At 68.5% G+C, this 21,856-nt stretch carries 22 protein-coding genes; 7 read left to right on the top strand and 15 right to left on the bottom strand.

All coding sequences use genetic code 11. From position 1 onward, the window contains the following. The first annotated feature begins 129 nt into the window (after positions 1-129). The 3 genes from KO481_RS22485 (at position 130) to KO481_RS22495 (ending at position 2,715) form a co-directional block, all read left to right on the top strand. Positions 130-900: a DUF8020 domain-containing protein gene (locus KO481_RS22485; protein WP_215919376.1), complete on the top strand. Its 771-nt coding sequence runs from the start codon at positions 130-132 to the stop codon at positions 898-900. Next, positions 897-1,652, top strand: coding sequence for a DUF8020 domain-containing protein (locus KO481_RS22490; protein WP_215919378.1), 756 nt, complete (start codon positions 897-899; stop codon positions 1,650-1,652). The genes KO481_RS22485 and KO481_RS22490 overlap by 4 nt, the downstream gene beginning before the upstream one ends. 157 nt (positions 1,653-1,809) lie before the next feature. Continuing rightward, positions 1,810-2,715: a TIGR03619 family F420-dependent LLM class oxidoreductase gene (locus KO481_RS22495; RefSeq protein ID WP_215919380.1), complete on the top strand. Its 906-nt coding sequence runs from the start codon at positions 1,810-1,812 to the stop codon at positions 2,713-2,715. Here KO481_RS22495 and KO481_RS22500 read toward each other — a convergent pair. From KO481_RS22500 to KO481_RS22535, 8 genes are all read right to left on the bottom strand, one after another. After that, positions 2,703-3,308, bottom strand: coding sequence for a TetR/AcrR family transcriptional regulator (locus tag KO481_RS22500; RefSeq protein ID WP_215919382.1), 606 nt, complete (start codon positions 3,306-3,308; stop codon positions 2,703-2,705). The genes KO481_RS22495 and KO481_RS22500 overlap by 13 nt on opposite strands. Positions 3,309-3,396: 88 nt before the next feature. Next, a complete protein-coding gene (locus KO481_RS22505) occupies positions 3,397-4,227 on the bottom strand; it encodes an IclR family transcriptional regulator (RefSeq protein ID WP_215919384.1) in 831 nt (276 codons plus the stop codon). Positions 4,228-4,402: 175 nt separating this feature from the next. Next, complete coding sequence (locus KO481_RS22510; protein WP_215919386.1) at positions 4,403-5,851, bottom strand: NCS1 family nucleobase:cation symporter-1; 1,449 nt, start codon at positions 5,849-5,851, stop codon at positions 4,403-4,405. 27 nt (positions 5,852-5,878) lie between these two features. After that, on the bottom strand, positions 5,879-7,378 hold the full coding sequence (locus KO481_RS22515; RefSeq protein ID WP_215919388.1) for a CoA-acylating methylmalonate-semialdehyde dehydrogenase: 1,500 nt from the start codon (positions 7,376-7,378) through the stop codon (positions 5,879-5,881). A gap of 56 nt (positions 7,379-7,434) precedes the next feature. Next, complete coding sequence (locus tag KO481_RS22520; RefSeq protein WP_215919390.1) at positions 7,435-8,754, bottom strand: aspartate aminotransferase family protein; 1,320 nt, start codon at positions 8,752-8,754, stop codon at positions 7,435-7,437. Next, positions 8,751-9,776: a TIGR03842 family LLM class F420-dependent oxidoreductase gene (locus KO481_RS22525; RefSeq protein ID WP_215919391.1), complete on the bottom strand. Its 1,026-nt coding sequence runs from the start codon at positions 9,774-9,776 to the stop codon at positions 8,751-8,753. The genes KO481_RS22520 and KO481_RS22525 overlap by 4 nt, the downstream gene beginning before the upstream one ends. Positions 9,777-9,790: 14 nt before the next feature. Continuing rightward, a complete protein-coding gene (gene hydA, locus KO481_RS22530; RefSeq protein ID WP_215919392.1) occupies positions 9,791-11,212 on the bottom strand; it encodes a dihydropyrimidinase in 1,422 nt (473 codons plus the stop codon). Positions 11,213-11,227: 15 nt separating this feature from the next. Beyond that, positions 11,228-12,076: a nitrilase-related carbon-nitrogen hydrolase gene (locus KO481_RS22535; protein ID WP_215919393.1), complete on the bottom strand. Its 849-nt coding sequence runs from the start codon at positions 12,074-12,076 to the stop codon at positions 11,228-11,230. A 109-nt stretch (positions 12,077-12,185) separates the two neighbouring features. Between KO481_RS22535 and KO481_RS22540 the strand changes: the two genes are divergently transcribed. Further along, positions 12,186-13,604 (top strand): aminotransferase-like domain-containing protein, encoded by a 1,419-nt coding sequence (locus tag KO481_RS22540; protein WP_215919394.1) that lies wholly within the window; start codon positions 12,186-12,188, stop codon positions 13,602-13,604. 51 nt (positions 13,605-13,655) lie between these two features. Here KO481_RS22540 and KO481_RS22545 read toward each other — a convergent pair whose 3' ends face one another. Further along, positions 13,656-14,498, bottom strand: coding sequence for an alpha/beta fold hydrolase (locus tag KO481_RS22545; protein ID WP_215919395.1), 843 nt, complete (start codon positions 14,496-14,498; stop codon positions 13,656-13,658). A gap of 124 nt (positions 14,499-14,622) precedes the next feature. Here KO481_RS22545 and KO481_RS22550 point away from each other — a divergent pair, with 124 nt between their 5' ends. Continuing rightward, positions 14,623-15,186: a TetR/AcrR family transcriptional regulator gene (locus KO481_RS22550; RefSeq protein ID WP_215919396.1), complete on the top strand. Its 564-nt coding sequence runs from the start codon at positions 14,623-14,625 to the stop codon at positions 15,184-15,186. Between the two features lie 154 nt (positions 15,187-15,340). On the opposite strand, the gene KO481_RS22555 is transcribed toward KO481_RS22550, so the two are convergent. After that, the gene (locus KO481_RS22555) at positions 15,341-16,348 is read right to left on the bottom strand and encodes a HEAT repeat domain-containing protein (protein ID WP_215919397.1); all 1,008 of its coding nucleotides are present in this window, start codon (positions 16,346-16,348) and stop codon (positions 15,341-15,343) included. 4 nt (positions 16,349-16,352) lie between these two features. Continuing rightward, positions 16,353-17,018: a HEAT repeat domain-containing protein gene (locus tag KO481_RS22560; protein WP_215919399.1), complete on the bottom strand. Its 666-nt coding sequence runs from the start codon at positions 17,016-17,018 to the stop codon at positions 16,353-16,355. 288 nt (positions 17,019-17,306) lie between these two features. On the opposite strand from KO481_RS22560, the gene KO481_RS22565 reads away from it, so the two are divergent. Next, on the top strand, positions 17,307-18,368 hold the full coding sequence (locus tag KO481_RS22565; RefSeq protein WP_215919401.1) for an alpha/beta hydrolase: 1,062 nt from the start codon (positions 17,307-17,309) through the stop codon (positions 18,366-18,368). A 220-nt stretch (positions 18,369-18,588) separates the two neighbouring features. Beyond that, complete coding sequence (locus tag KO481_RS22570; RefSeq protein ID WP_215919403.1) at positions 18,589-19,545, top strand: cyclase family protein; 957 nt, start codon at positions 18,589-18,591, stop codon at positions 19,543-19,545. Positions 19,546-19,917: 372 nt separating this feature from the next. Here KO481_RS22570 and KO481_RS22575 read toward each other — a convergent pair whose 3' ends face one another. Genes KO481_RS22575 through KO481_RS22590 form a run of 4 tightly spaced genes read right to left on the bottom strand, consistent with a single transcriptional unit; the run spans position 19,918 to position 21,818 of the window. Continuing rightward, positions 19,918-20,484: an NADPH-dependent F420 reductase gene (locus KO481_RS22575; protein WP_215919405.1), complete on the bottom strand. Its 567-nt coding sequence runs from the start codon at positions 20,482-20,484 to the stop codon at positions 19,918-19,920. Continuing rightward, complete coding sequence (locus KO481_RS22580) at positions 20,481-20,936, bottom strand: nitroreductase/quinone reductase family protein (protein WP_215919407.1); 456 nt, start codon at positions 20,934-20,936, stop codon at positions 20,481-20,483. The genes KO481_RS22575 and KO481_RS22580 overlap by 4 nt, the downstream gene beginning before the upstream one ends. A 44-nt stretch (positions 20,937-20,980) precedes the next feature. After that, positions 20,981-21,430 carry an iron chaperone gene (locus tag KO481_RS22585; RefSeq protein WP_215919409.1) on the bottom strand — a complete coding sequence of 150 codons (450 nt, stop codon included), beginning with the start codon at positions 21,428-21,430 and terminating at the stop codon, positions 20,981-20,983. 31 nt (positions 21,431-21,461) lie between these two features. Then, a complete protein-coding gene (locus tag KO481_RS22590; protein ID WP_308166738.1) occupies positions 21,462-21,818 on the bottom strand; it encodes a VOC family protein in 357 nt (118 codons plus the stop codon). Positions 21,819-21,856 lie beyond the last annotated feature (38 nt).

The following is a 21,856-nucleotide window of genomic DNA, read 5'->3' on the forward strand; positions in this document are numbered from 1 at the left end:
CTGTGAACTAGTGTCGTTCACTAGCGCGCGCGGCCGCTGGAAGCTACAGCGGCCTTATCGATGCCGCCCGGATTCGGCAACCCTCATTCATCGACCCGGGCGAGTGTCTCGAATTATTTAGGAAATCCCATGAGAATTCGCAAAGGTACCTGCGCCGTGATGCTCGCCGCCGGGGTCGCGGTGGCCACCGCCGCGAACACCGTCGCCGTCCCGAGTTCAGCAGCCCCACTTCCCAGCCAAGCGACCGTCGTGCCCGACACCGTCGCGGCGGCCGTCGCCGCCGGATACCGGGCGCACGTGGTCGATGGCGCCGTGCTCGCGACCATCCGGACCGGGGCCTTCACCCTCGGCAACCGCTCCATCGAGCTGCGAGACCCGCAGGGCGCGGTAAAGGACACCGTGCCTTTGTCTTTCGTCCTGGACAACGCGGAATATCCGATCGACGCCCAGATCTCGCCCGACGGCAAGACCCTGCGCATGACTCCGCGACTGCTCGCGGGCCACCGGGTGGCGACGCCGATCGCGTCCCCGCTGGAGAACCAGCTGGCTATGAACGACCTGATCAACTCCGTCAGCTTCGGCCTGTCCGCGGGCTCGCTGATCGGCACCGTTATCGGCGCGGTCGTCGGCATCGGCGCCGGTCTGGTTGTGTCGGGCGCCTCGTGCCTGGTGCTGACCATCGGCTGCGTGCTCGCCGTGGTGCCGATCGTGACCCTGCTGGGCGGGGTCGGCGGGCTGGCCGGGCTCGCACTCGGCGGCGCCCCCGGATTGATTGCGGGCCTGTGGAATTACTACACGACCATGACCGCACCGCCCGGGCACAGCAAGTACGCCGATCAGCTGCCCGGCCTGCCACAGAATCGGCAGCCGCAACCTCAGCCGAACGGAGCGAAGCGATGAGGGTGCGTACTCGTGCCGCCGTCCTGGCCACGGCCGCCGCGTTATCGACGGCCGCAGCCCAGGGCACCGCGCAGGCCGATCCGGCTCCGGCCCCCGGGGCCGGCGTGAATTTCCGGACCGTCGTCGACAACGGCTGGGTGACAACATCATTGGGCGCCGGGCACTTCACCGCCGCCCCGGACGGGCACTCCATCCTCGTGGTCGACGAGCTCGGCCGGACCGTCGGGCAGCTGCCGCTGTCGATTCGCCTGGCCGACCGCGAATACGATGTCCGCCAGTCGATTTCGCACGACGGCCGAACCCTGCGACTGGCCGCCGACTCGAGCAGCGCGCGGACCGTGGCCCAGCCGGTGGCCTCGCCGCTCGAGAATCAGCGCGCCGCCAATGACAGTCTCGCCCAGCTGGGTCTGGCCTCGGCGCTGGGCCCGCTGGCCGGCGCGGTGGCGGGCGCGGTCCTCGGCGCGGTCGTCGCGCTCGCCATGTGCGCGATCCTCACCGTGGGCTGCCTGCTCACCGGTCTGCCGATCATCGGCGTGTTCGCCGGGGCCGGCGGGCTGGCCGGCACGATTCTGGCGGGCGGCGGCGCGGCGGCCTGGGGCGCGTGGAACTACCTCCAGACCCTGGCCGCCCCGCCGGGCACGAGCCCCTACGCCAAGAACGGCGAAGGAACCGACGGCGCCGGCGTGCCCGACTCCGTGCTGCGGGTGCCGAAGCTGGCCACCGGCTCCAGCAGCGGCAGCGGCAAAGGCTGAAAGGGTATGTCGCACATGCCTCAGGCGGTCAGGTCTTCTGGGCGGCATGGCACGGAGATCGACCGCGGTCTTGCCTTGACGCTCGCGGCAGGGTTTAGCGTTCGGCGGCATCGTCGTTCGGTCACCGCCGGGCGGCACCGACCCCAGGAGTTTCGGTATGCGGTTTGCAACCAGCTACTACACGGCGTTCAACGGCAGCGATCCCGATCGGCTCGTCACCTACGCACAGCATGCCGAGCGGTGTGGGTTCGAGGGGTTGTACGTCACCGATCACATCGCGCTGTATCCCGGCGCGCGGTTCGGGGCGGGCGAGCTGCCCTCGACGCTGCCGTATTTCGATCCGCTCGATTGCCTGAGTTTCGTTGCCGGGCAGACACATCGGATACTGCTCGGCACGGGTGTGCTCCTGCTGCCGTACCGGCATCCGGTGGTGCTGGCCAAGCGCTTGGCGACCATCGATGTGCTGTCGCGGGGGCGTCTGCGGTTGCTCACCGTCGGTATCGGCACGCTGCCGGGGGAGGCCGACGCCATGGGGGTGGACTTCCGCAGTCGCGGCAGGCGTGCCGACGAGGCCATCGATGTGCTGCGCCTGCTGTGGTCCGGCGGGGCGGACGGTGTCAGCTACGACGGCGAGTTCTTCGCCCTCGACAACATCTGCAGCTACCCGAAACCCCATGGCGTGAGCGAGCTTCCGATCCATGTCGGCGGCTCGAGCCCGGCCGCGGCCCGGCGCGCGGGACGCCGCGGCGACGGCTTCTTCCCCGGCGGCATGCTCACCGAGGACGAGCGCGACCGGCAGTTCGCGCTCGCCCGCCGGGCCGCGGTCGACGCGGGACGCGACCCGGAGGCACTCGAGTACACCAGGCGGGGATCGGCCGACATGTCCGCCGACCGGGTCCGGGAACTCGCGGACCACGGGGTCGACCGTCTCGTCGTCGATTTCGGCGGCGGCGCGCCCGAGGAGCAGCTCGACCAGATGTCGCAATTCGCCGAACGTTTCGGTCTCACCCGACGGTCCGACCCGGCGGTCCAGGCCTCAGCGCGACCGGCTCAGCGGGCGTAGTCGGCCAGGAGTAGTCGCGTTGCCAGGCGCACGTCGTCCTCCGCGCGGCGCGGAGAGGTCTTGTGCCCCAACGCCGATACCAGCACGCCCCACCAGCTGTAGACGAGCAAGCGGATCACGTCCATGTTCGCGCGGTCGGGCGCCAGCTCGGTGAGGGTGCGCAGAATCGCCTGGGGCAGTACGGTTTGCGACATCAGGCCGTCCTCGGTGGGGCCCGTCATGTAGGTTCCGGCGGCGGCCTGCAGCATCGCGCCGCACAGGCGCGGCGTGCGCAGCAGCTCGCGGTTCAGCGCCACCAGATTCTCGCCGAGCTCGGCGATCGGATCCGGGCCGCCGGTGGCCCACCGCGCATCCAGGAACCGGCCTATCTTCGCATCGAACAGGGCCGCGAACAGGTGCGTCTTGGACGGGAAGTAGCGATACAGCGTGCCGATTGCCACCCCCGCCGCCTTGGCGACGTCGACCATCTGGACCCGGTCGTAGTCCGCGGCGGACCCGAGCTCGGCGGCCGCGTCCAGGATCCGCTCGCGCCGCACCATCTGCCGTTCGGATACGGGCGCGGCGGGTGAACGCACCTCGGCGATTCGCGCCATATTCGTACCTTCCTGAAGAGCAGTGGAGACGACAACGGACAAACGGAACACCCAGAATAGAGCCCACGTGCCGGATTGCCGATCACGGTCAGGATGCGAAGGCCTGCCCCACGTGCGCGCCGGGGACGATCGTGCGCAGGTAGCCGTGCATTTCACCGGAGACCGTGCGTACCGCCTGAATCAGTTGCGGCGCCACCCTTTCCAGCGCGGCATCGGACGCGCCCACCAGCGAGATCGCGCCGATCGGACCGTCGGGCCCGCGCACCGCGGCCGCGGCACAGCCGATTCCCGGCACGCATTCGCCGCGCTCGTAGGCCACCCCGCCGGCGCGCCGGATCCGGCCCAGCTGCTGGTGCAGCACCCCGCCCTCGCCGATGCTGCGCGGGGTGCGGCGCACCAGGCGGGGCGAGTATTCGGTATCGATCTGCTCCGGGGGCAGCCATGCCAGCATCGCCTTGCCGAGCGCGGTACACGAGGCCGGGGCGCGTCCGCCGACCCGCGACGGTATGTCGGCCGCCGCGCGACCGCCCACCTTGTCCAGGTAGTACACCTCGGGGCCGTCGAGGACGGCCAGGTGCACGACGAGCTCGGTGCGCAGCGCCAGGTCGAACAGGACCGGCGCCGCGGCGGCGCGCAACGCGTCGTGCCCGGTCTCGCGGCCGCCCAGGCACAGGGCGCGTTCCCCGAGCCGATAGCCGCTCGCCGTGCGCCGCAGCCAGCGCAGCCGGACCAGTTGTTCGAGGATCCGGTAGGCGGTGGACCGGGGCAGGCCGGTCTGCTGCGCGATCTGCTCGAGGGCCCGCCGGGTGTGCGGGCGATCGAAGCAATCCATGATCAACGAGACCCGCTCGATCATCGAGGGCGGCAGCGTATGCCGCTCGGGCGTGGATCGGGCATCGGTGCTCACCATCGAGGTCATGCCATCCGCCTTCGAAAAACTGAAATTGATTCTAGTTAGACGGTAGCAGTGTGGCGCGTCGTTGCACAGGGTTTTCGCGCGGCTCGGGAGGCGAGTTTTCGGTGGGTCCGGGTGCGACGGGCATCGGGGGTTGATGCTGCGCCGGCCGATCGCGAGACCGGCCGGCGCAGCGGGCTCACTCCGCCGCGGGACGCCTCCCGGCGCTGAGTACATACATCAGTCCGCCGCCGAGCAGCGCGCCGACCGGCCACGACAGCGCGGTCACGTACTGCGAATGCGGCACCAGCGCCACCAGCACCCCGGCCACCCCCGCGATCACCAGGGCGATCAGCGCGCGCGGGTTGAAGCCGCGGGTGTAGTGGTAAAGGCCCTGCGGCGCCTCGGAATACAGATCGGCGACGACGGTGCGCTGGCGGCGCAGCAGGTAGTAGTCGACGATCAGGATGCCGAACACCGGGCCCATCAGTGCCCCGACCCCGCCCAGGAAGTAGACGATGAAATTCTGGTTCTCCCACAGCTTCCAGGGCAGCACCAGGATCGACAGCACGGCGGTGATGACGCCGCCGGTGCGGAACGAGATGTATTTCGGTGCGGTATTGGAGATGTCGTAGGACGGGGAGACGAAGTTCAGCACCACATTGATGCCGACGGTCGCGATCGCGAACACGGCCGCGGCGATGATCACGATCGTGTTGTCGTGGATGTGGGCAACCAATTCCACCGGATCCGAGAGCACCTTGCCGTACACCTTCAGGGTGGCCAGCGAGATGATGATCGAAATCACCACGAACGCGGTCTCGTTGACCGGAATACCCCAGGCATTACCGCGCACGATGGCCTTCTTGCTGGGCGAGAAGCGCGCGAAATCGGCGTAGTTCACCAGCGGCCCGGCCATGAACGCCACCATCAGGAATGCCACCCCGACGAAGGCGGCCACGGTCTTGCCGCCCGAGAGCGGCGCGCCCGATCGTGCGCCGAAATCGATGCTCCAGCCCGCCTTCGCGAAAATCCAGATCGCGAGGGCCAGCATGCCGATCCACACCACCGGCCCCGCGAAATCCGAGGCCTTGCGCACGACATTCATGCCGTAGCTGATGATCAGCAGTTGCACCGCCCACAGCACCAGGAACGACATCCAGCCCAGCATGGACAGCCCGATGAAGCTGTGCACGGTCAGCGATTTCAGACCGGGCGCCACGCGCAGCAGCAGCACGATCAGCGCGGTGGAGGCCAGATACGTCTGGATGCCGTACCAGAACACCGCCACCAGCGCCCGCAGTAGCGCCGGGATATTCGCGCCGAATATCCCGAACGCGCCGCGGGCGAACACCGGGAACGGCACCCCGACCCGCTGCCCGGCCACGCCGATCAGATTGCTGCCGCCCCAGAGCATCAGCACGCCGACGAACAGCGCCAGCATGGTCTGCCAGCCGGTCAGCCCGAGCGCCAGCATGCCGACCGCGAAGCCGTAGCTGCCGATGCTGTGCGCCGAGGTCATCCAGAGACAAAACAGGTCCCAGGTGCGCCACACCGCATTCTCACTCGTGGTGGGCGTCAGGTCCGGATTGACCAGCGCCGAACGTTCCGGTGTGCCCTCGGGCTCCCGAACCTGTGTGTCTCTCATCTTCTTTCCTAACTCTTCCCGGGAGGGCTAATTGTTCTGCGGGAACCCGAGATTGATGCCGCCGTGGCTCGGATCGAGCCAGCGCGAGGTGACCGCCTTCTCACGGGTGAAGAAGGCGAACCCGGAGGGTCCGTATGCCTTGGCGTCACCGAATATCGACGCCTTCCAGCCGCCGAAACTGTGATACGCCACCGGGACGGGAATAGGCACATTGACTCCGATCATCCCGACGGTCACCTGGCGCTGGAACCGCCGTGCCGCACCACCGTCGTTGGTGAATATGGCAACCCCGTTGCCGTAGGGTGACGCATTGATCAACTCGACGCCGGCCTCGAAGCCGTCCACGCGCACGACCGACAGCACCGGGCCGAAGATCTCGTCGCGGTAGACATCCGAGCCGGTCGGCACGTTGTCGATGAGCGTGGGGCCGAGCCAGAAACCCTCTGCCGCGCCGTCGAATTCGCCCTTGCGGCCGTCCACGACGATATCGGCGCCGTCGCGGGCGGCGATGTCGAGATATCCGGCGACGGTGTCGCGGTGCGCCCGGGTGATCAGCGGGCCCATATCGCAGCCGCGGCGGCCGTCGCCGGTGCGCAGCCCGCCCATCCGCTCGGCGATCTTTTCGACCAGTTCGTCGGCGATCGAGTCGACGGCCAGCACCACGCTCACGGCCATGCATCGCTCGCCGGCGGAACCGAATCCGGCGTTGATGGCGGCGTCGGCGGCCAGATCCAGATCGGCGTCCGGCAGCACCAGCATGTGGTTCTTGGCCCCGCCCAGGGCCTGCACGCGCTTGTCGTGCGCGGAGGCGGTCTGATAGACGTAGCGCGCGATGGGGGTGGAGCCGACGAAGGAGATCGCCGCGACGTCCGGATGGGTCAGCAGCGCGTCCACGGCCTCCTTGTCGCCGTGCACGACATTCAATACCCCGGGCGGCAACCCGGCCTCGGTGGCGAGCTCCGCGAGCCAGTTCGAGGCCGAGGGATCCTTCTCACTCGGCTTGAGCACCACGGTATTTCCCGCGGCGATCGCGATCGGGAAGAACCAGAGCGGCACCATGGCGGGGAAGTTGAACGGGGTGATGAGGCCGACGACGCCGACGGGCTCGCGCACCGAGTACACATCCACGCCCGTTGAGGCGTTCTGGCTGAACTCGCCCTTGGTCAGATGCGGCATGGACAGGGCGAATTCGACGACCTCGAGGCCGCGGGCGATCTCCCCGGCGGCGTCGCTGAGTACCTTGCCGTGCTCGGCGGTGAGGATCTGCGCCAGTTCGTCCTTGCGGGCGTTGAGCATTTCGCGGTAGGTGAGCAGGAATCGGCTGCGGGTGGCGATCGAGCTGTCGCGCCAGGTGGGCAGCGCCGCCGCCGCCGAGGCGACGGCCGCGCCCACGTCCGCGGTCGTGGCCATGCGCACCTCGCGCTGCGTGGTGCCGAGGGCCGGGTCGAAAACCGGTGCGACGCGGTCGGATTCGCCGGGCCACGGCTTGCCGTCCACCCAGTGGTCGAGGATATTTGTCACAGTCATCTCCTTCGGGGATGGTGAGCCGGCGGAGCTTGCGGAGCCGGCGGGGTGGGTGAGTACTAGCCTTCCTGAGCTGCGGCGAGCACCTCGCGGATCGCGGCCGCCGCGGTCTTCACCTCGTCGGCGGTGACCACGCACGGCGGTACCACGTGAATTCTGTTGTCGGCCCCGAACACCAGCACGCCGCGTTCGGCAAGCCCGGATTTGATGCGCGCCATGGTGTCCGCGGACACGGGGGTGCGCTCGGCCCGGTCGGAGACCAGTTCGATCGCCCAGAACACGCCCTCGCCGCGCACCTCGCCGACGAGCGGAATGTCCTGTGCCAGTTCGGCAAGGGCAGGGCCGATCGCCTCGCGGCCGATCTGCGCGGCGTGCTCGACGATGCCCTCGGACGCCATCGCATCCAGCGCGCCCACGATCGAGGCGCAGGCCAGCGGATGCCCGCTGTAGGTGAGCCCACCCGGGAATACCCGATCGTCGAAGGTGTGCGCCACCGTATCGGAGACGATGACGCCGCCGACGGGCACGTAGCCGGAGTTGACGCCCTTCGCGAAGGTGATCAGGTCCGGCTTCCCGCCGTGGCCGTCGAACGCGAACCAGCGTCCGGTGCGGCCGAATCCGCACATCACCTCGTCGAAGATCAGCAGGATGCCGTAGCGGTCGGCGATCTCGCGGACGCCGGCCAGATAGCCGGGCGGCGGCACCAGGATGCCCGCGGTGCCGGGCACGCTCTCCAGCAGGATTGCCGCGATCGTCTGCGGCCCTTCGGATTGCACCACCCGCTCGAGGTGGCGCAGCGCGCGTTCGGATTCCTGTTCGGGCGAATCCGCCCAGAACTCACTGCGATACAGGTAGGGCCCGAAGAAATGGACATGGCCGCGGGCGTATTCGTTGGGCATGCGCCGCCAGTCGCCGGTCGCGACCACCGCGGCGCCGGTATTGCCGTGGTAGGAGCGATAGGTCGAGAGCACCTTGTCCCGGCCGGTGTGCAGGCGCGCCATGCGGATGGCGTTCTCGTTGGCGTCGGCGCCGCCGTTGGTGAAGAACACCTTGTTGAATCCGTCGGGCGCGAGGGCGGTGATCCGCTGGGCGGCCTCGCCGCGGGCGAGATTGGCCTGCGGGGGACCGATGGTGGCCAGGCGCGCGGCCTGCGCGGTGATCGCCTCGATCACGGCCGGATGCTGGTGCCCGATATTGACATTCACCATCTGGCTGGCGAAATCCAGGTATTCCTTGCCCGCATGGTCCCAGACCGTGGTTCCCCGGCCGCCCGCGATCACCAGCGGGTGCAGTGTGGCCTGCGCCGACCAGGAATGGAAGACGTGGGCGCGGTCCAGGTCGTAGGTGTAGGCGTCCAGGTCGGTCTGTGTCGTGGTCATTGCGGTACCTGCACAGCCGTGATCGCCGGCGTCAGCTGTGGGATGAGGACATCCCCGTACACGCGCATGGTCTCCTCCTTGTTGTCGTGCTGCAGATATCCGGCGAACTGATCGACGCCGAGTTCGGCCAGGCGTTGCAGTTTGGCCAGGTGCTCGGCGGGGGTTCCGAGAATGCAGAACCGCTCGACGATCTCGTCGGTGACGAAGTCCGCGTGGGTGTTTCCGGCGCGGCCGTGTTCGTTGTAGTCGTAGCCGTGCCGCCCGGCGATGTAGTCGGTCAGGGCCTGCGGGACGCTGCCGTCCGCGCCGTAGCGGGCGACGATATCGGCGACGTGATTGCCGACCATGCCGCCGAACCATCGGCACTGATCACGCATGTGCTGGCGGTCGGTGCCGATGTACATCGGCGCGGCCACGCAGATCTTCACCGCGTCCGGATCGCGGCCGGCCCGTGCGGCGGCCTGCTTGACGGTGCCGATCATCCACTCGGCGATGTCGAGGTCGGCGAGTTGCAGGATGAATCCGTCGGCCACCTCGCCGGTCAGCGCCAGGGCCTTCGGGCCGTAGGCCGCGACCCACACGTCGAGCTCGGAACCGGTGCTCCACGGGAATTGCAGTGTGCGCCCGTCGCATTCGACGGGCCGGGAGTTGGCCAGCTCCCGGATCACGTGGATCGAATCGCGCAGGGTCTGCAAGGTCGTGGGCTTGCCGCCGCCCACCCGTACCGCCGAATCGCCGCGGCCGATACCGCAGATCGTCCGGTTGCCGTACGCCTCGTTGAGGGTGGCGTAGGTGGAGGCGGTCACCGCCCAGTCCCGCGTCGCGGGATTGGTGACCATGGGGCCGACGGTGATCCGCTTGGTCTCGTTGAGGATTCGGCTGTAGAGCACGTACGGCTCCTGCCACAGGATGTGTGAATCGAAGGTCCACACATGGCTGAAGCCGTATGCCTCGGCCAGTTTCGCAAGGTGCACCGTGCGCGCCGAGGGCGCATCACACTGCAGTACAGCGCCGAATTGCATGGCCCGCTCCTACTCTAGATCAGATACTGACAGGGGTCGCGGCGCACGAAACGCCCATCGCCCTTGCGGCCCAGGTACTTCCCGTCGTCGATGACGACCTTGCCGCGCGAGATCACCGTGTCGACGTGCCCGTCGATCTCGTAGCCCTCCCAGGCGGAGTGATCCATGTTCATGTGGTGGGTCTTGTTCAGGCCGATGGAGGTGTGGCCGCTCGGGTCGTAGATCACCACGTCGGCGTCCGCGCCCGGGGCGAGCACGCCCTTGCGGCCGTACAGCCCGAACATGCGTGCCGGTGTGGTGGAGGTGATCTCGACCCAGCGCTCCAGGGTGATCTTGCCGTCGGCGACGCCCTGATACATCAGGTCCATCCGGTGCTCGACCGAGCCGATCCCGTTGGGGATCTTGGAGAAGTCGCCGATTCCCATGTCCTTCTGCCCCTTCATGCAGAAGGGGCAGTGATCGGTGGCGACCATCTGAATATCGTTGGTGCGCAACGCCTGCCACATATGGTCCTGGTGGTGGTCCTCCTTCGCGCGCAGCGGCGTCGAGCACACCCACTTGGCGCCCTCGAAACCCGGCGCGCCCAGCTGATCCTCCAGGGACAGGTACAGATACTGCGGGCAGGTCTCGCCGAACACGTTGCGGCCCCGATCGCGCGCCGCGGCCAGCTGCGCCACGGCCTGTTTCGCCGAGACGTGCACGACATACAGTGGGGCGCCGGTCAGGTCGGCCAGCATGATGGCGCGGTGGGTGGCCTCCTCCTCGAGTTGCCAGGCCCGCGCGATGCCGTGGTAATACGGGTCGGTCTTGCCCTGCTCGAGCAGCTGGCTCACCAGCACGTCGATGGCGGGGCCGTTCTCGGCGTGCATCATCGTCATCAGGCCGGTCTCCGCGCCGGTCTGCATCGCGCGCAGGATCTGCGCGTCGTCGCTGTAGAACACCCCCGGATAGGCCATGAACAGCTTGTAGCTGGTGATGCCCTCGTTCGGCAGTTCGCGAAGCGCCTGCAGCGAGGCATTGTTCACATCGCCCACGATCTGATGGAACGAGTAGTCGATCGCGCACTGGCCCTCGGCCATCTTGTGCCAGGTCGCCAGGCTGTCCTGCAGCCGCTCCCCGAATTTCTGCACCGCGAAGTCGATGATCGTGGTGGTGCCGCCCCAGGCCGCCGCGCGGGTGCCGGTCTCGAAATCGTCGGAGGCGGTGGTGCCGCCGAAGGGCATCGACATGTGGGTGTGCGCGTCGATGCCGCCGGGGACGACATACTTTCCGGTGGCGTCGATGACGGTGTCGGCGGTCTCGGCCAGGTTCGCGCCCAGTACGGTGCTGCCCGGCTCGAGCAGGGCGACGATCCGCTCGCCGTCGATGAGGATGTCCGCGCTCGTGCGGCCGGTCGAGGAGACGACCGTGCCGCCGGTGATCAAAGTGGTTGGCATGCTGAGCCTTTCAGATCACGGCGCGACGATGGCGTCGTAGGAGTCCGGGCGGCGGTCGCGGTAGAACTGCCAGTCCCCGCGCACCTCGCGGACCAGGCCCAGATCCAGTTCGCGGATCACCAGCTCCTCGGTGCCGGTGGAGGCGACCTCGCCGACGTAGTTGCCGCGCGGGTCCACGAAATACGAACTACCGTAGAAAGTTACGGCCGCGTCGCCGAATTCGTCGCTCTCGGTGCCGATCCGGTTGTTGGCGGCGATGTAGTACTGGTTCGCCGCGGCCGCCGCGGGCTGCTCGAGCTCCCAGAGACGATTGGACAGACCGGGTTTGGTGGCCGACGGGTTGAAGACCAGCTCCGCGCCGTTCAGTCCCAGCGCGCGCCAGCCCTCGGGGAAGTGGCGGTCGTAGCAGATGTAGACCCCGACCCGGCCGACGGCGGTGTCGAATACCGGATAGCCGAGATTGCCGGGGCGGAAGTAGAACTTCTCCCAGAAGGAGGGCAGGTGCGGAATGTGGTGCTTGCGGTATTTACCCAGGTAGCTGCCGTCCGCGTCGATCACCGCGGCGGTGTTGTACAGCACCCCGGGCTGATCCTCCTCGTACACCGGCAGCACGATGACCATGTTGTGCCTGCGGGCCAGCTCGCTGAACCGCGCGGTGGTCGGCCCGGGCACGGATTCGGCGTACTCGTAGTACTTCTTGTCCTGAACATTTCCGAAGTACGGGCCGTAGAACAGCTCCTGGAAGCAGATCACCTGCACGCCCTCGGCGGCCGCCGCCTCGACGAACTTCTCGTGCTTGGCCAGCATGGATTCCTTGTCTCCGGTCCATGTGGCCTGGGTGATGGCTGCCTTGATGGTTGTCATCGGGGGGTTCCTCCTTCTCGATGTTTTGTTATTCTTGGTGCTAAACATTTCGTGAATATTTCATCGAGTACCGGAAGGGTAAACCTGCCGGACGCGTCCCGAGGTGAAAATGAGCAGACCGATCGAAATCGATGATCCGACCCCCGCCGGGATCGCGGGCGCCATCGCGCGCATGATCAGCAGCGGCGAGCTGGCCCCGGGCGATCGCCTTCCAACCGTGCGCGAGCTGTCGGCCCAGCTCGGCGTCAGCCCCGCGACGGTGAGTCACGGCTGGCAGGCGCTTTCCCAGGCCGGGCTGGTGGTCTCGCGCGGCCGCAGCGGAACCTTCGTCGCCGAGTCGACGTCCGCGGCCCCGCAGCCCGCGCCGCCGCGCGCGGGCCGAATGGTCAAGGGGGCTACCGCCGCCCGCCTCGATCTGTCGCTCGGCACCCCCGATCCGGCGCTGCTTCCCGAACTCGGCCCGCTGCTGGCGCATGTGGCGCTCAATTCCGAACCGACGGACTATCACCAGGCCCCGGTGGTGCCCGAACTCGGGCGCCTGTTGCAGCGGGACTGGCCCACCGCCTCGGGCGGCCTCACCGTGGTGGACGGCGCGATGGACGCGGTCGCTCGCGGGCTGCGCGCGGTGGTCCGCTACGGCGACCGGGTGATCGTGGAGAACCCCACCTTCCCCCACTTCCTGGACTATCTGGAATCCATAGGTGCACAACCTATCCCGGTGGCAATGGACGAAAGGGGCGTGCTCCCGGACGAATTCGAGCGCGCCCTGACCCTGGCGCCGGCCGCCGCCCTCATCCAGCCCCGCGCCCAGAACCCCACCGGCGCCTCGATGGACGCCGAACGCATCGAGGAGCTGGCAAAGATCCTGCGCCGCAGCGAAACCCCCTGCGTGGTCCTCGAGGACGACCACTCCGGAAGCATCGTCCCCGCCCTGGACCTGAGCATCGGCCGCTGGCTGCCCGACCGGGTTCTGCACGTGCGCAGCTACTCCAAATCCCATGGCCCGGACCTGCGCATAGCGGCGCTGTCCGGTCCCGAGGAGGTCATCGATCGGGTCGTGGCCACCCGCATGCTGGGTCCCGGCTGGACTCCCCGGATTCTCCAGCGCCTGCTGTACGAACTCCTGCGGGACGACACCGCCACCCGCGCGGTCGACAACGCCCGCACCCAATACCGAATCCGCAGAAGCGGTTTTGCCGACGCCCTGGATCGCAACGGAGTCGTGGTCCCGCCCGGCGAGGGCCTCAATGTCTGGGTCCCCGTCGCCGACGAACGCTCGGCGCTGGTCCAGTTGGCCGCCAACGGAATTCGCGTCGCACCCGGCGGCCCCTTCTACGCCGCGCCCCGCAACCATCCGCAAGCGGTCCGGGTGACGATCTCCCCGTTGCGCGGCGGCGGCGAAGAAGTGGCCCGAATCCTCGCCGCCTCCAGCGAACCTCAGTCCGGTGACTACTTCTCCCTCGGCCGACCGGATGGGGAATCCGTGACCCACCGTGCCAACGGCCCTACGACACAGGGCATGCGATAACGCGCGAAAACGGCCGGATGGGGTGAGCCATCCGGCCGTTCGCTCCCGAGATCAGGCCTTGACGAAGCGCAGCAGCGCCGCGTTGACCTCCTCGGCGTGCGTCCACAGCAGGCCGTGGGGCGCGCCGTCGATCTCGACGTACTCCGCGTCCGGGACGAGCTTCGCGAACCGCCGGCCCGTGGCGTCGATCGGCAGGATGTTGTCGCCGGTGCCGTGCAGGATCAGGGTCGGCAGCGCCGCGGCCCGCACCGCCTCGACGTCGGCGCGGAAGTCCTCGATCCAGGCCGGGACGACCGCGTAGGCGGCGATCGGCGCGCTCGTCGTGGCGGTGGTCCAGTTCGCCCGGACGACCTCCTCGCTGATGCGGGTGCCGAGGTTCTCGTCCAGGTTGTAGAAATCCTTGTAGAACTGGGTGTACCAGGCGTAGCGGTCGGCCCGCGCCGCGGCGGCGATGCCGTCGAACACCTCCTGCGGCACGCCCTCGGGGTTGTCCTCGCGCCGCACCAGGAACGGCTCCAGCGACGCCAGGAACGCCAGCTTCGCGATCCGTTCGGGCCCGTAGATCTTGATGTACCGGGCCAGCTCGCCCGTGCCCATCGAGAATCCGGCCAGGATGACGTCGCGCAGATCCAGCGCGGTGAGCACCGCGTTCAGATCGGCGGCGAAGGTGTCGTAGTCGTACCCGGTGCCGACCTTCGACGACCGCCCGAACCCGCGGCGATCGTAGGTGATGACGCGATATCCGGCATCCAGCAGTTCGCGGGCCTGCAGCTCCCAGCTGTCCCCGTTGAGCGGGTAGCCGTGGATCAGCACCACCGGCTGTCCGGTGCCGTGGTCCTCGTAGTACAGCTCGATGTCGGTGCTGTTCTCGGTGCCGACGGTGATGGATCCCATGACTGACTCCTCGCGATCGTGATGCCTGACCGGCCGGAGAACGATCGTTCTCCGTGACATCTGCTACCGTAGAGAACGTGCGTTCTCCGCGCAAGTGGAAGAGAGGTGTGAGGTGGATCACCAGGTGCAGAGTCCGGTTGACGACGTTCGTGCGCGGGTCATCCAGGCCGCCGACGCGCTGTTCTACGAGCGCGGGATTCAGGCGGTGGGCATGGACGCGGTGCGGGAGGCGGCCGGCGTCTCGCTCAAGCGGATCTATTCGCTGTTCGGTTCGAAGGACGAGCTGATCGCCGCGGTATTGCGGCGCCGGTCCGCCATGTGGGACGACGGCCTGGCATCGGTCGTGGGACCGGGGATGACCGCCCGGGAGCGGTTGCTGTCGATCTTCGATTTCCTCGACCAGTGGTTCCGCTCGCCGGACTTCCGGGGGTGCGCGTTCATCAACGCCTACGGGGAGCTGAGCTCGGGGTCCCCGGCGGTGCGGGACGCGGTGCGGGCGCAGAAGCGCGCGTTCGGCGAGTATGTCGCCCGGCTCGTCGCCGAGGTCGGCGCACCACCCGAGTTGGCGCCCCAGATCGCCCTGCTCGCCGAGGGGGCGCAGACCACGGCCGCGATCGCGGGCACGCCGGAGGCTGCCCACCAGGCCCGCGCCGCGGCACAAATCCTCCTCGATGCCGCGCTCCGGTAGCGGCCGAGCCGTCGACGAGTGTCGGCGGTGGAGTGACCGGCGATGAGCGACAGCGCCTACTCCTTGCCGCGGGCCATATCGCCCCTCAGTCGATGAGCATGAATGCTGTTGCGCAACAGTGCATTCAGAGTTGGAACCGGCTGTCGATCCGCAGTCAGCTCGGTGCGCTCAGCGTACTGACGAGGGCCGAGGCGAGCAGGGCAACGGCCCGATCGCTGTCGCGGACCAGCCCTTGCAGCGTGGGAAGCGCGATGGTGCCGGGCATTTCGGCGAGGGCCTGGGTCACGCGAAGTCGTACCGCCGGATTCGCCTCGTGCGCAACGAGTTCGGCATCGAGTGCAGCCATGATCCGGTCCGCCCACCGCGCGTCCCCGGCGAATGCTCCGAGCAGGTCGGCCGCCTCGACGTCGTTGGGGCCCTCGACCACGATGTCGACCAGTACCGGAATTGCCCGGGTGAGGCCGCGCGCCCCGGCGGCAAGGGCGGCGCGCCTGCGAACCGTCGAGTCCGGATCGCCGAGCGCGTCGGCCAGCAGCCGGGTCACGTCGTCGCCGGACAACTCGGCCAGGGCCTGGACCGCGCGCCGCCGCACGTCGGTGTCCCCCGAACGCAGGGCCGAGGCCATGCTCGCCACGCCGTCGCCGCCGGTCCGCGCCAGCGCCCAGCGCAGGGCGCCGGCAACGTTCGGATCGGATTCGGTCAGCACCGCCTCGGCGAGCAGTTCGGCGGGCAGCGGCACCTCGTCGGCGGGGGACAGGACCACCTGCTGCCGCCGCGCGGCATTCTCCGACCCCAGTCCGTGCAGGAGTTCGACCAGGCGCAGGACGTCCCGCCAGTCGGAGGGGCCGGCCGCATCGACCGTCCGGAGCCGCTCGAGTAGTTCCCGTTCCCGGTTCAGTCGGTCCTCGGTGTTCCGGATGAGGTCCCCGACCAGCGCGGACGGAGCGAATCCGGGATCGTCCAGGGCGCGGCCGATCTCGCGCAGCGACAACCCGAGCGACCGCAGCCCCTCCACCTGGAAGATCCGCCGGATGTCGGCGGGGCGGTACTCCCGATAGCCGCCCACGGTGCGGCCCGTCGGCCGGACCAGCCCGAGGGCGTCGTAGTGGCGGAGCATCCGCGCACTCACACCCGAGCGGCGCGCCACCTCACCGATCAACACGCAGTCATCTCCTCCCGTCCGCACCGAGCGCCACGACCCGCTTCGCCTCATCGACATCCGATTCGAATGCGGCATCGGGATCGCGCAGCAGCCGCAGCGTGGCCTCGGCATGCGCACGCACCGCCGGTTCCGGGCTCGCCGCCGCCGTCTGCAGGACCGGCTCGATCACCTCGCCGAGCGCGACGAGCGCGCGACTCAGGCTCGAGCGTAGCTGCCGGTCCCCGCGGCCGAACTGCATGGCGAGCTCCGCGGCGAGCCCGGCCCGCTCGTCCTCGGGTACGAGGACAACCGCGGCGCGCCAGGCACTTCGCGCCACTTCGTCGTCGGCGTCGTGCAGCAACGACCGCGTAATCGCGGGCCAGGCCTCCGGATCCGCGATCTTGGACAACGTGTGCAATGCCTGACTGCGGGCCTGCGCTCGGTCGGAACGCAGTTCGCCGCACAGTGCCGGCACCGTGATCCGCGACGGCAGGCGGGTCAGCGCCCACGTGAGCATGTCCCGGACGAAGAAGTCCGGCTCGATCGCGGAACGTGCCACCAGCGCGTCGACGTCACCGGGCTCGCCGCGGGTGCCGATCGCGAGCGCCGCCCGCAACCGCACCGACGCATCCCCGGCCGCCAGCGCGTCGAGCAACCGCGGGTCCTGCGTATTCCTGTGTACCGAATTCATGGGAATCACCTCCGACGGCCAGTGAAGACCTTGTCACAGTGGCAAGGTCAAGTTCATGACCGAGAGTCCGCACACCTCGGCACTCCGCTCGACGCGTCGAGGCCGTAGGATTCACGTCCGAGGCGGCGTTCTCTCGCGCCTTCGCCCGCGAGCACTTTGCGGCGCCCCGAGCCTGGCGGTCGACGCGGGACCACCACCCCGCTGAGCGTGTGAGCACAGAACATCAGCACTGGGTCACCCACTACGAGACGCAGGCGGCTCGGCGCCTTGCCGGAAAGGTCCGAATCAATGCGCTTTTCCCATTTCGTTCTGGCCGCCGTGATTTCCCTACTGGCACTTGCCATTCCGGCCGTCCCTCGAGCCGCGGCGGCGCCCGGTGACGGCATCGTCGACCGGGAGATCAGCTTCTCGGTGCGCAACGTGAACGCCTCCGGGGTGCCGTGCGGAACCGACGGCCGAAGCTACACGGTGCACGGGCACCTCACCGGTCCGGCGCGCGCGCTGGCCGGGCACACCGCCGCCGGCGCGGCACTGTATTTGCACGGACTCGAGGTCGGTGAGTGGTTCTGGCGGTTCGGCGCCGCGCCCGGCTACAACCACGTGCGGGAGATGGCCGCGCGCGGGCACGTGTCGGTCACGATCGACCGCCTCGGCTACGGCGCCAGCGGTCAGCCGGCGGGAACGCTCAGTTGTGTCGGCGGCCAGGCGACTGTCGCGCACCAGATCGTGCAGGAATTGCGATCGGGCAATTATTCGGCCGACGGCGGGGTGGTGGCGTTCGAACACGTTGCGCTGCTGGGACATTCGCTCGGTGGTGCGATCACGCAGATCGAGGCGTATTCGTTCGGTGATGTGGACGCCGTCGGGGTGCTCTCGTACTCCGATCTGGCCCTGACGCCCGAGCTGCTGGCCGGCACCCTGTCCTGGGGAACCACCTGCCTCACCGGTGGCCGGAAGTCCCCGGCCGGTGCGTCCGGATACAGCTATCTGACCCCGAGCGTCGACGCCTACCGCCAGGACTTCCTGGCTCAGTCGCCGCCGGCCGTACTCGCCGCCGCACTCCCGCTGCGTGCGATCAACCCGTGCGGTGACATGGTCTCCCTGACCGAGGCGACCGCGATCGACCCGCTTCGGCTCGGTGCGATCCACGTGCCGGTGCTGACACTCACCGGCACCAACGACCGCGTGTTCGACGTGAATCGTGCCCGCTACCAAGGGAAGCTGTTCACCGGTAGTACCGACGTCACCTCGGACATCCTGGACGGCGCCACCCACGGCCTGACCGTGGAACCCACAGCCGCACAGTTCCGTAACGACCTCGACAGCTGGCTGGGCGCCCACGGATTCTGAACCTGCGGCCCGTCCGTCAGCGCGTTACCGGCCTGGAGTGTCAGAGCGCGGTAGCGGCCCTCGGTGCGGCCTCTCCTCGACGACCGGCGCGGTCGATTGGAACACCCGAGAGGGCGTTGCCGGACGACGGATGGCGCCGAATGACTATGGCGGCCAAGGGGACCGGGATACGCTGTCCGCGATGCGTCGAATCGTGTAGCCGGAGGAGTTGAGGCTGGGTATGACGGCAGGGCGACCGATGCCCACACAGGACGACGTGCTCGGGTACTCCAACACGCTGTCGAACTGGGGACGGTGGGGTGATGACGACGAGCTCGGCACGCTGAACCACATCACCGATGACGTCCGGCTGGCGGCGGCGCGGGCTGTGCGCCACGGCAGGAGCGTGTCCTGCGCGTGGGAGGTTGCTGTGCCGGAGGAGATGGAGCGGTCGACGACGACCTGCCCGTGCGCCGCCGATATGCCGGGGATGGGGAACATGCCGCTGCCCGGATTCCGGAACGACCGGCACTGGGGCTATTCGAACGAGCGGCTCGGCATCCTGTTCCACGGCAACACCATCACCCACCTCGACTCGCCGTGCCACATCTTCTGGGACGGCACGATGTACAACGGGCGGCCACACTCATTGGTCGATGCCGCCACAGGATCTGCGTGGGCGGCCGTCACGGCGGCGGCGAACGGGATCATCACCCGTGGCGTCCTGCTGGACATCGCGAAGGTTCGCGATGTGCCGTGGTTGGAGCCAGGACAGGGAGTGTTTCCCGAAGATCTCGAGGAGGCCGAGCGTCGCCAGGGGGTGCGGGTGCGATCCGGCGATGCGGTACTCCTGCGGACCGGCTACGGCCGCGTCCGGCACGAGGCCGGTCCGACCAGCGGTGTCACGCAGGCTGGCTGGCACGCGTCCTGCCTGCCCTGGCTGCACGAACGGGAGGTCGCGCTGATCGGCGCCGACACCCCCCAGGATGTTCAGCCGTCCGGGTACGAAGACATGGCGTTGCCGGTTCACACCGTGGGTCTCGTCGCGATGGGCCTGTGGCTGCTCGACAACTGTGACCTGGAGTTGTGCGCGACGACCGCCGCCGAGCTCGGCCAGTGGGACTTCCACCTCGCAGTCGCGCCGGTCCGCTTCGCTGGTACGTCCGGCAGCCCGGTCAACCCGATCGCCACATTCTGACCGCGGCGCGCGAGGGGTGCAACGCCATGACGGGCCCGCACCCGTGGTACTCGGCCGGTTGGGCGCTGGTAGCGCGGTTCCGGTCGAATCACGCTGATACGGACCGAATCTCGGCCTTCTGCTCTGGTCGGACGTGACGGCGCGCCGGGATTCGCCGTCACACAGCGCTCGCCGCCGCACCGGTCATGCCGCCGAGGAGCCAGCCCGCGAGGATGTCGCTGGGCCAGTGTGCACCGAGGCGCGGTCGGGGAACCGCGCGCTGAGTATGACCCGGCGCTGTCAGTCAACGAAATCCGGGCCCACGCCGCCTGACGTCCCAACCCGCGAACGTCCCCGAAACCAGTGGTTTCGGGGCCGTTCGGCACGGTGGCCTCAGCGGGTGACCAGTCGGAAGGCGATGTCGCGGCCGTGGCCTTGGCCCATGGCCAGGGTGAGCCACAGCCGCATGACTCCGTCAACCACGTCGTAGGCCTGGTCACCGACATAGACCGGGCGCAGACCGACGGCCGTGATCAGTTCGTCCAGCTGGGTTTGATCCGCTGGTGCGCAGGAGTAGTACATGTCCGCAGGATCGCCGTCGAAGAGCGGGTCGATGAGGACCTCGGTGCCCACGCTGTTGAACACCCGGGCGTACCGGCACTTCGGCGCGTGCTCGGCGAAGGCGGCGGCTGCGTTGGCGGGGACGGCCATGACGTCGTTGGTAGCGTCCAGGACGAGTGTTCCGGCGAGGGCGGAGCCGTGGTCGCGGGCGAAGTCGCGCGCGGCCGCTGACGGGGTAGCGACGACGATGACGTCGCTACCCACCAGGGCCTCGGTGACGCCGAGGCTGCCCGCGCCCGGTGTCCGGGAACCGTAAGCGACGCGGTATCCGGCTGCGGTGAGCGCTGCGCCCACGGCGCGACCAACTCGTCCGGTGCCGATGATGGCGATGTTCCTCATCGGGCGGCGCTCCCGCTGAGCCGAACCACGGGGTACTCCCGCTCGGACTTGCGCTGGTACTTGTCGTAGCGCGGCGAGGCCGTGGTGATGCGTTGCCATGCCTGCGCCCGCTCGTCACCGGCCAGTCGCAGTGGGGCCACCGGCTGGCCCTCGCGGCCCGGCAGTTCGATCGCGGCGTGCTCGGGGTGCGCCATCAGATTTCCGTACCAGTCCGGGTTTCGGCTGCCGCCGCCGGAGGCCACGATCAGCCAGGCGTTGTCACCGTCGGCGAAATACGACACCGGAGATTCGCGGTGTTGCCCGCTGCGCTGGCCGACGGTGTGCAGGATCAGGACGTTCATGCCCGCGAATGTGCCCTTGCCGCGCCGGATCTTGGCGGTCATCCGGGTGTTCATCGTGCGCTGCATCCATCGGGAGAAGGCTCCGGGGGTGCCGCTCTGTTTGCTTGCCATTGTGGTGCTCCAATTGATTTCAGGGTGGACGGGTTTGGGGATGCTCAGGCGACGGCGGCGCGGGCGAGGTGCCCGATCTTCTGCTCGTCGTCGGCGGTCAGGGCGGTCAGCGCGAATACCGTGGGCCACATGGTGCCGTCGTCAAGACCTGCGATGTCGTTGAACCCGAAGGTGGCGTAGCGCGACTTGAACTTCGCTGCGGGCTGGAAGTAGCAGACGACCTTGCCCTCCTTGGCGTAGGCGGGCATGCCGTACCAGAGCTTCGGGGTGAGCTCGGGCGCGGCGGTCGTGACGACGGCGTGGACTCGAGCGGCGATGGCGCGATCGAATTCGGTCATCTCAGCGATTTTCGCGAGCACGTCCTGTTCGCCGTCCGCCTTGGCGGTGCGCGAGTTGCGCCGCGCGGCGGTCTTCAACTCCTTCGAGTGCTCCTTCATCGCGGCACGTTCTTCCGCCGAGAACGCCACGGCAGAGGTTGACTTGGTGGTGGTCATTGTGGTTCTCCTTCGATGGGATGGATGCGAGTCAGTTGTCTTGAATGAGTCCGAGGACATTGCCGTCGGGATCGGTGACGGTGGCGACTTGGCGGCCGCCGCCGACGTTGTGCACGGCTTCCTGCACGGTGGCCCCTGCGGCGGTCACGGCGGCGAGCGTCGCCTCGATGTCGGGCACATGCCAGTAGGCCACTGGCGTGGCCATGGCTTGCGGACCACCGTTCGGCACCAGGCCGATGTGCTGGCCTTCGGCGTCGAAGCCGACGTAGAAAGACGAGTCTGTTTGTGGCGGCATACCGAGCAGGGCGGCGTACACCGCCTTGGCGGCGGCGAGGTCGGTCACCGGATGCAGCACCGTCTTGATGCCCTGAGTAGAACTGCTGGTCACATTCGCTCCTGCCGCTGTCGTTCGCGTTGACCCCGGCG

Origin of the sequence: Nocardia albiluteola, assembly GCF_018860155.1 — a bacterium.
GTDB classification, from domain to species: Bacteria; Actinomycetota; Actinomycetes; order Mycobacteriales; family Mycobacteriaceae; genus Nocardia; species Nocardia albiluteola.

Bases quoted from the DNA above. Each gene is read 5' to 3' on its own strand.
- KO481_RS22485 (WP_215919376.1), top strand. From the start codon at position 130: ATGAGAATTCGCAAAGGTACCTGCGCCGTGATGCTCGCCGCCGGGGTC.
- KO481_RS22490 (WP_215919378.1), top strand. From the start codon at position 897: ATGAGGGTGCGTACTCGTGCCGCCGTCCTGGCCACGGCCGCCGCGTTA.
- KO481_RS22495 (WP_215919380.1), top strand. From the start codon at position 1,810: ATGCGGTTTGCAACCAGCTACTACACGGCGTTCAACGGCAGCGATCCC.
- KO481_RS22500 (WP_215919382.1), bottom strand. From the start codon at position 3,308: ATGGCGCGAATCGCCGAGGTGCGTTCACCCGCCGCGCCCGTATCCGAA.
- KO481_RS22505 (WP_215919384.1), bottom strand. From the start codon at position 4,227: ATGACCTCGATGGTGAGCACCGATGCCCGATCCACGCCCGAGCGGCAT.
- KO481_RS22510 (WP_215919386.1), bottom strand. From the start codon at position 5,851: ATGAGAGACACACAGGTTCGGGAGCCCGAGGGCACACCGGAACGTTCG.
- KO481_RS22515 (WP_215919388.1), bottom strand. From the start codon at position 7,378: ATGACTGTGACAAATATCCTCGACCACTGGGTGGACGGCAAGCCGTGG.
- KO481_RS22520 (WP_215919390.1), bottom strand. From the start codon at position 8,754: ATGACCACGACACAGACCGACCTGGACGCCTACACCTACGACCTGGAC.
- KO481_RS22525 (WP_215919391.1), bottom strand. From the start codon at position 9,776: ATGCAATTCGGCGCTGTACTGCAGTGTGATGCGCCCTCGGCGCGCACG.
- hydA (WP_215919392.1), bottom strand. From the start codon at position 11,212: ATGCCAACCACTTTGATCACCGGCGGCACGGTCGTCTCCTCGACCGGC.
- KO481_RS22535 (WP_215919393.1), bottom strand. From the start codon at position 12,076: ATGACAACCATCAAGGCAGCCATCACCCAGGCCACATGGACCGGAGAC.
- KO481_RS22540 (WP_215919394.1), top strand. From the start codon at position 12,186: ATGAGCAGACCGATCGAAATCGATGATCCGACCCCCGCCGGGATCGCG.
- KO481_RS22545 (WP_215919395.1), bottom strand. From the start codon at position 14,498: ATGGGATCCATCACCGTCGGCACCGAGAACAGCACCGACATCGAGCTG.
- KO481_RS22560 (WP_215919399.1), bottom strand. From the start codon at position 17,018: ATGAATTCGGTACACAGGAATACGCAGGACCCGCGGTTGCTCGACGCG.
- KO481_RS22565 (WP_215919401.1), top strand. From the start codon at position 17,307: ATGCGCTTTTCCCATTTCGTTCTGGCCGCCGTGATTTCCCTACTGGCA.
- KO481_RS22570 (WP_215919403.1), top strand. From the start codon at position 18,589: ATGACGGCAGGGCGACCGATGCCCACACAGGACGACGTGCTCGGGTAC.
- KO481_RS22575 (WP_215919405.1), bottom strand. From the start codon at position 20,484: ATGAGGAACATCGCCATCATCGGCACCGGACGAGTTGGTCGCGCCGTG.
- KO481_RS22580 (WP_215919407.1), bottom strand. From the start codon at position 20,936: ATGGCAAGCAAACAGAGCGGCACCCCCGGAGCCTTCTCCCGATGGATG.
- KO481_RS22585 (WP_215919409.1), bottom strand. From the start codon at position 21,430: ATGACCACCACCAAGTCAACCTCTGCCGTGGCGTTCTCGGCGGAAGAA.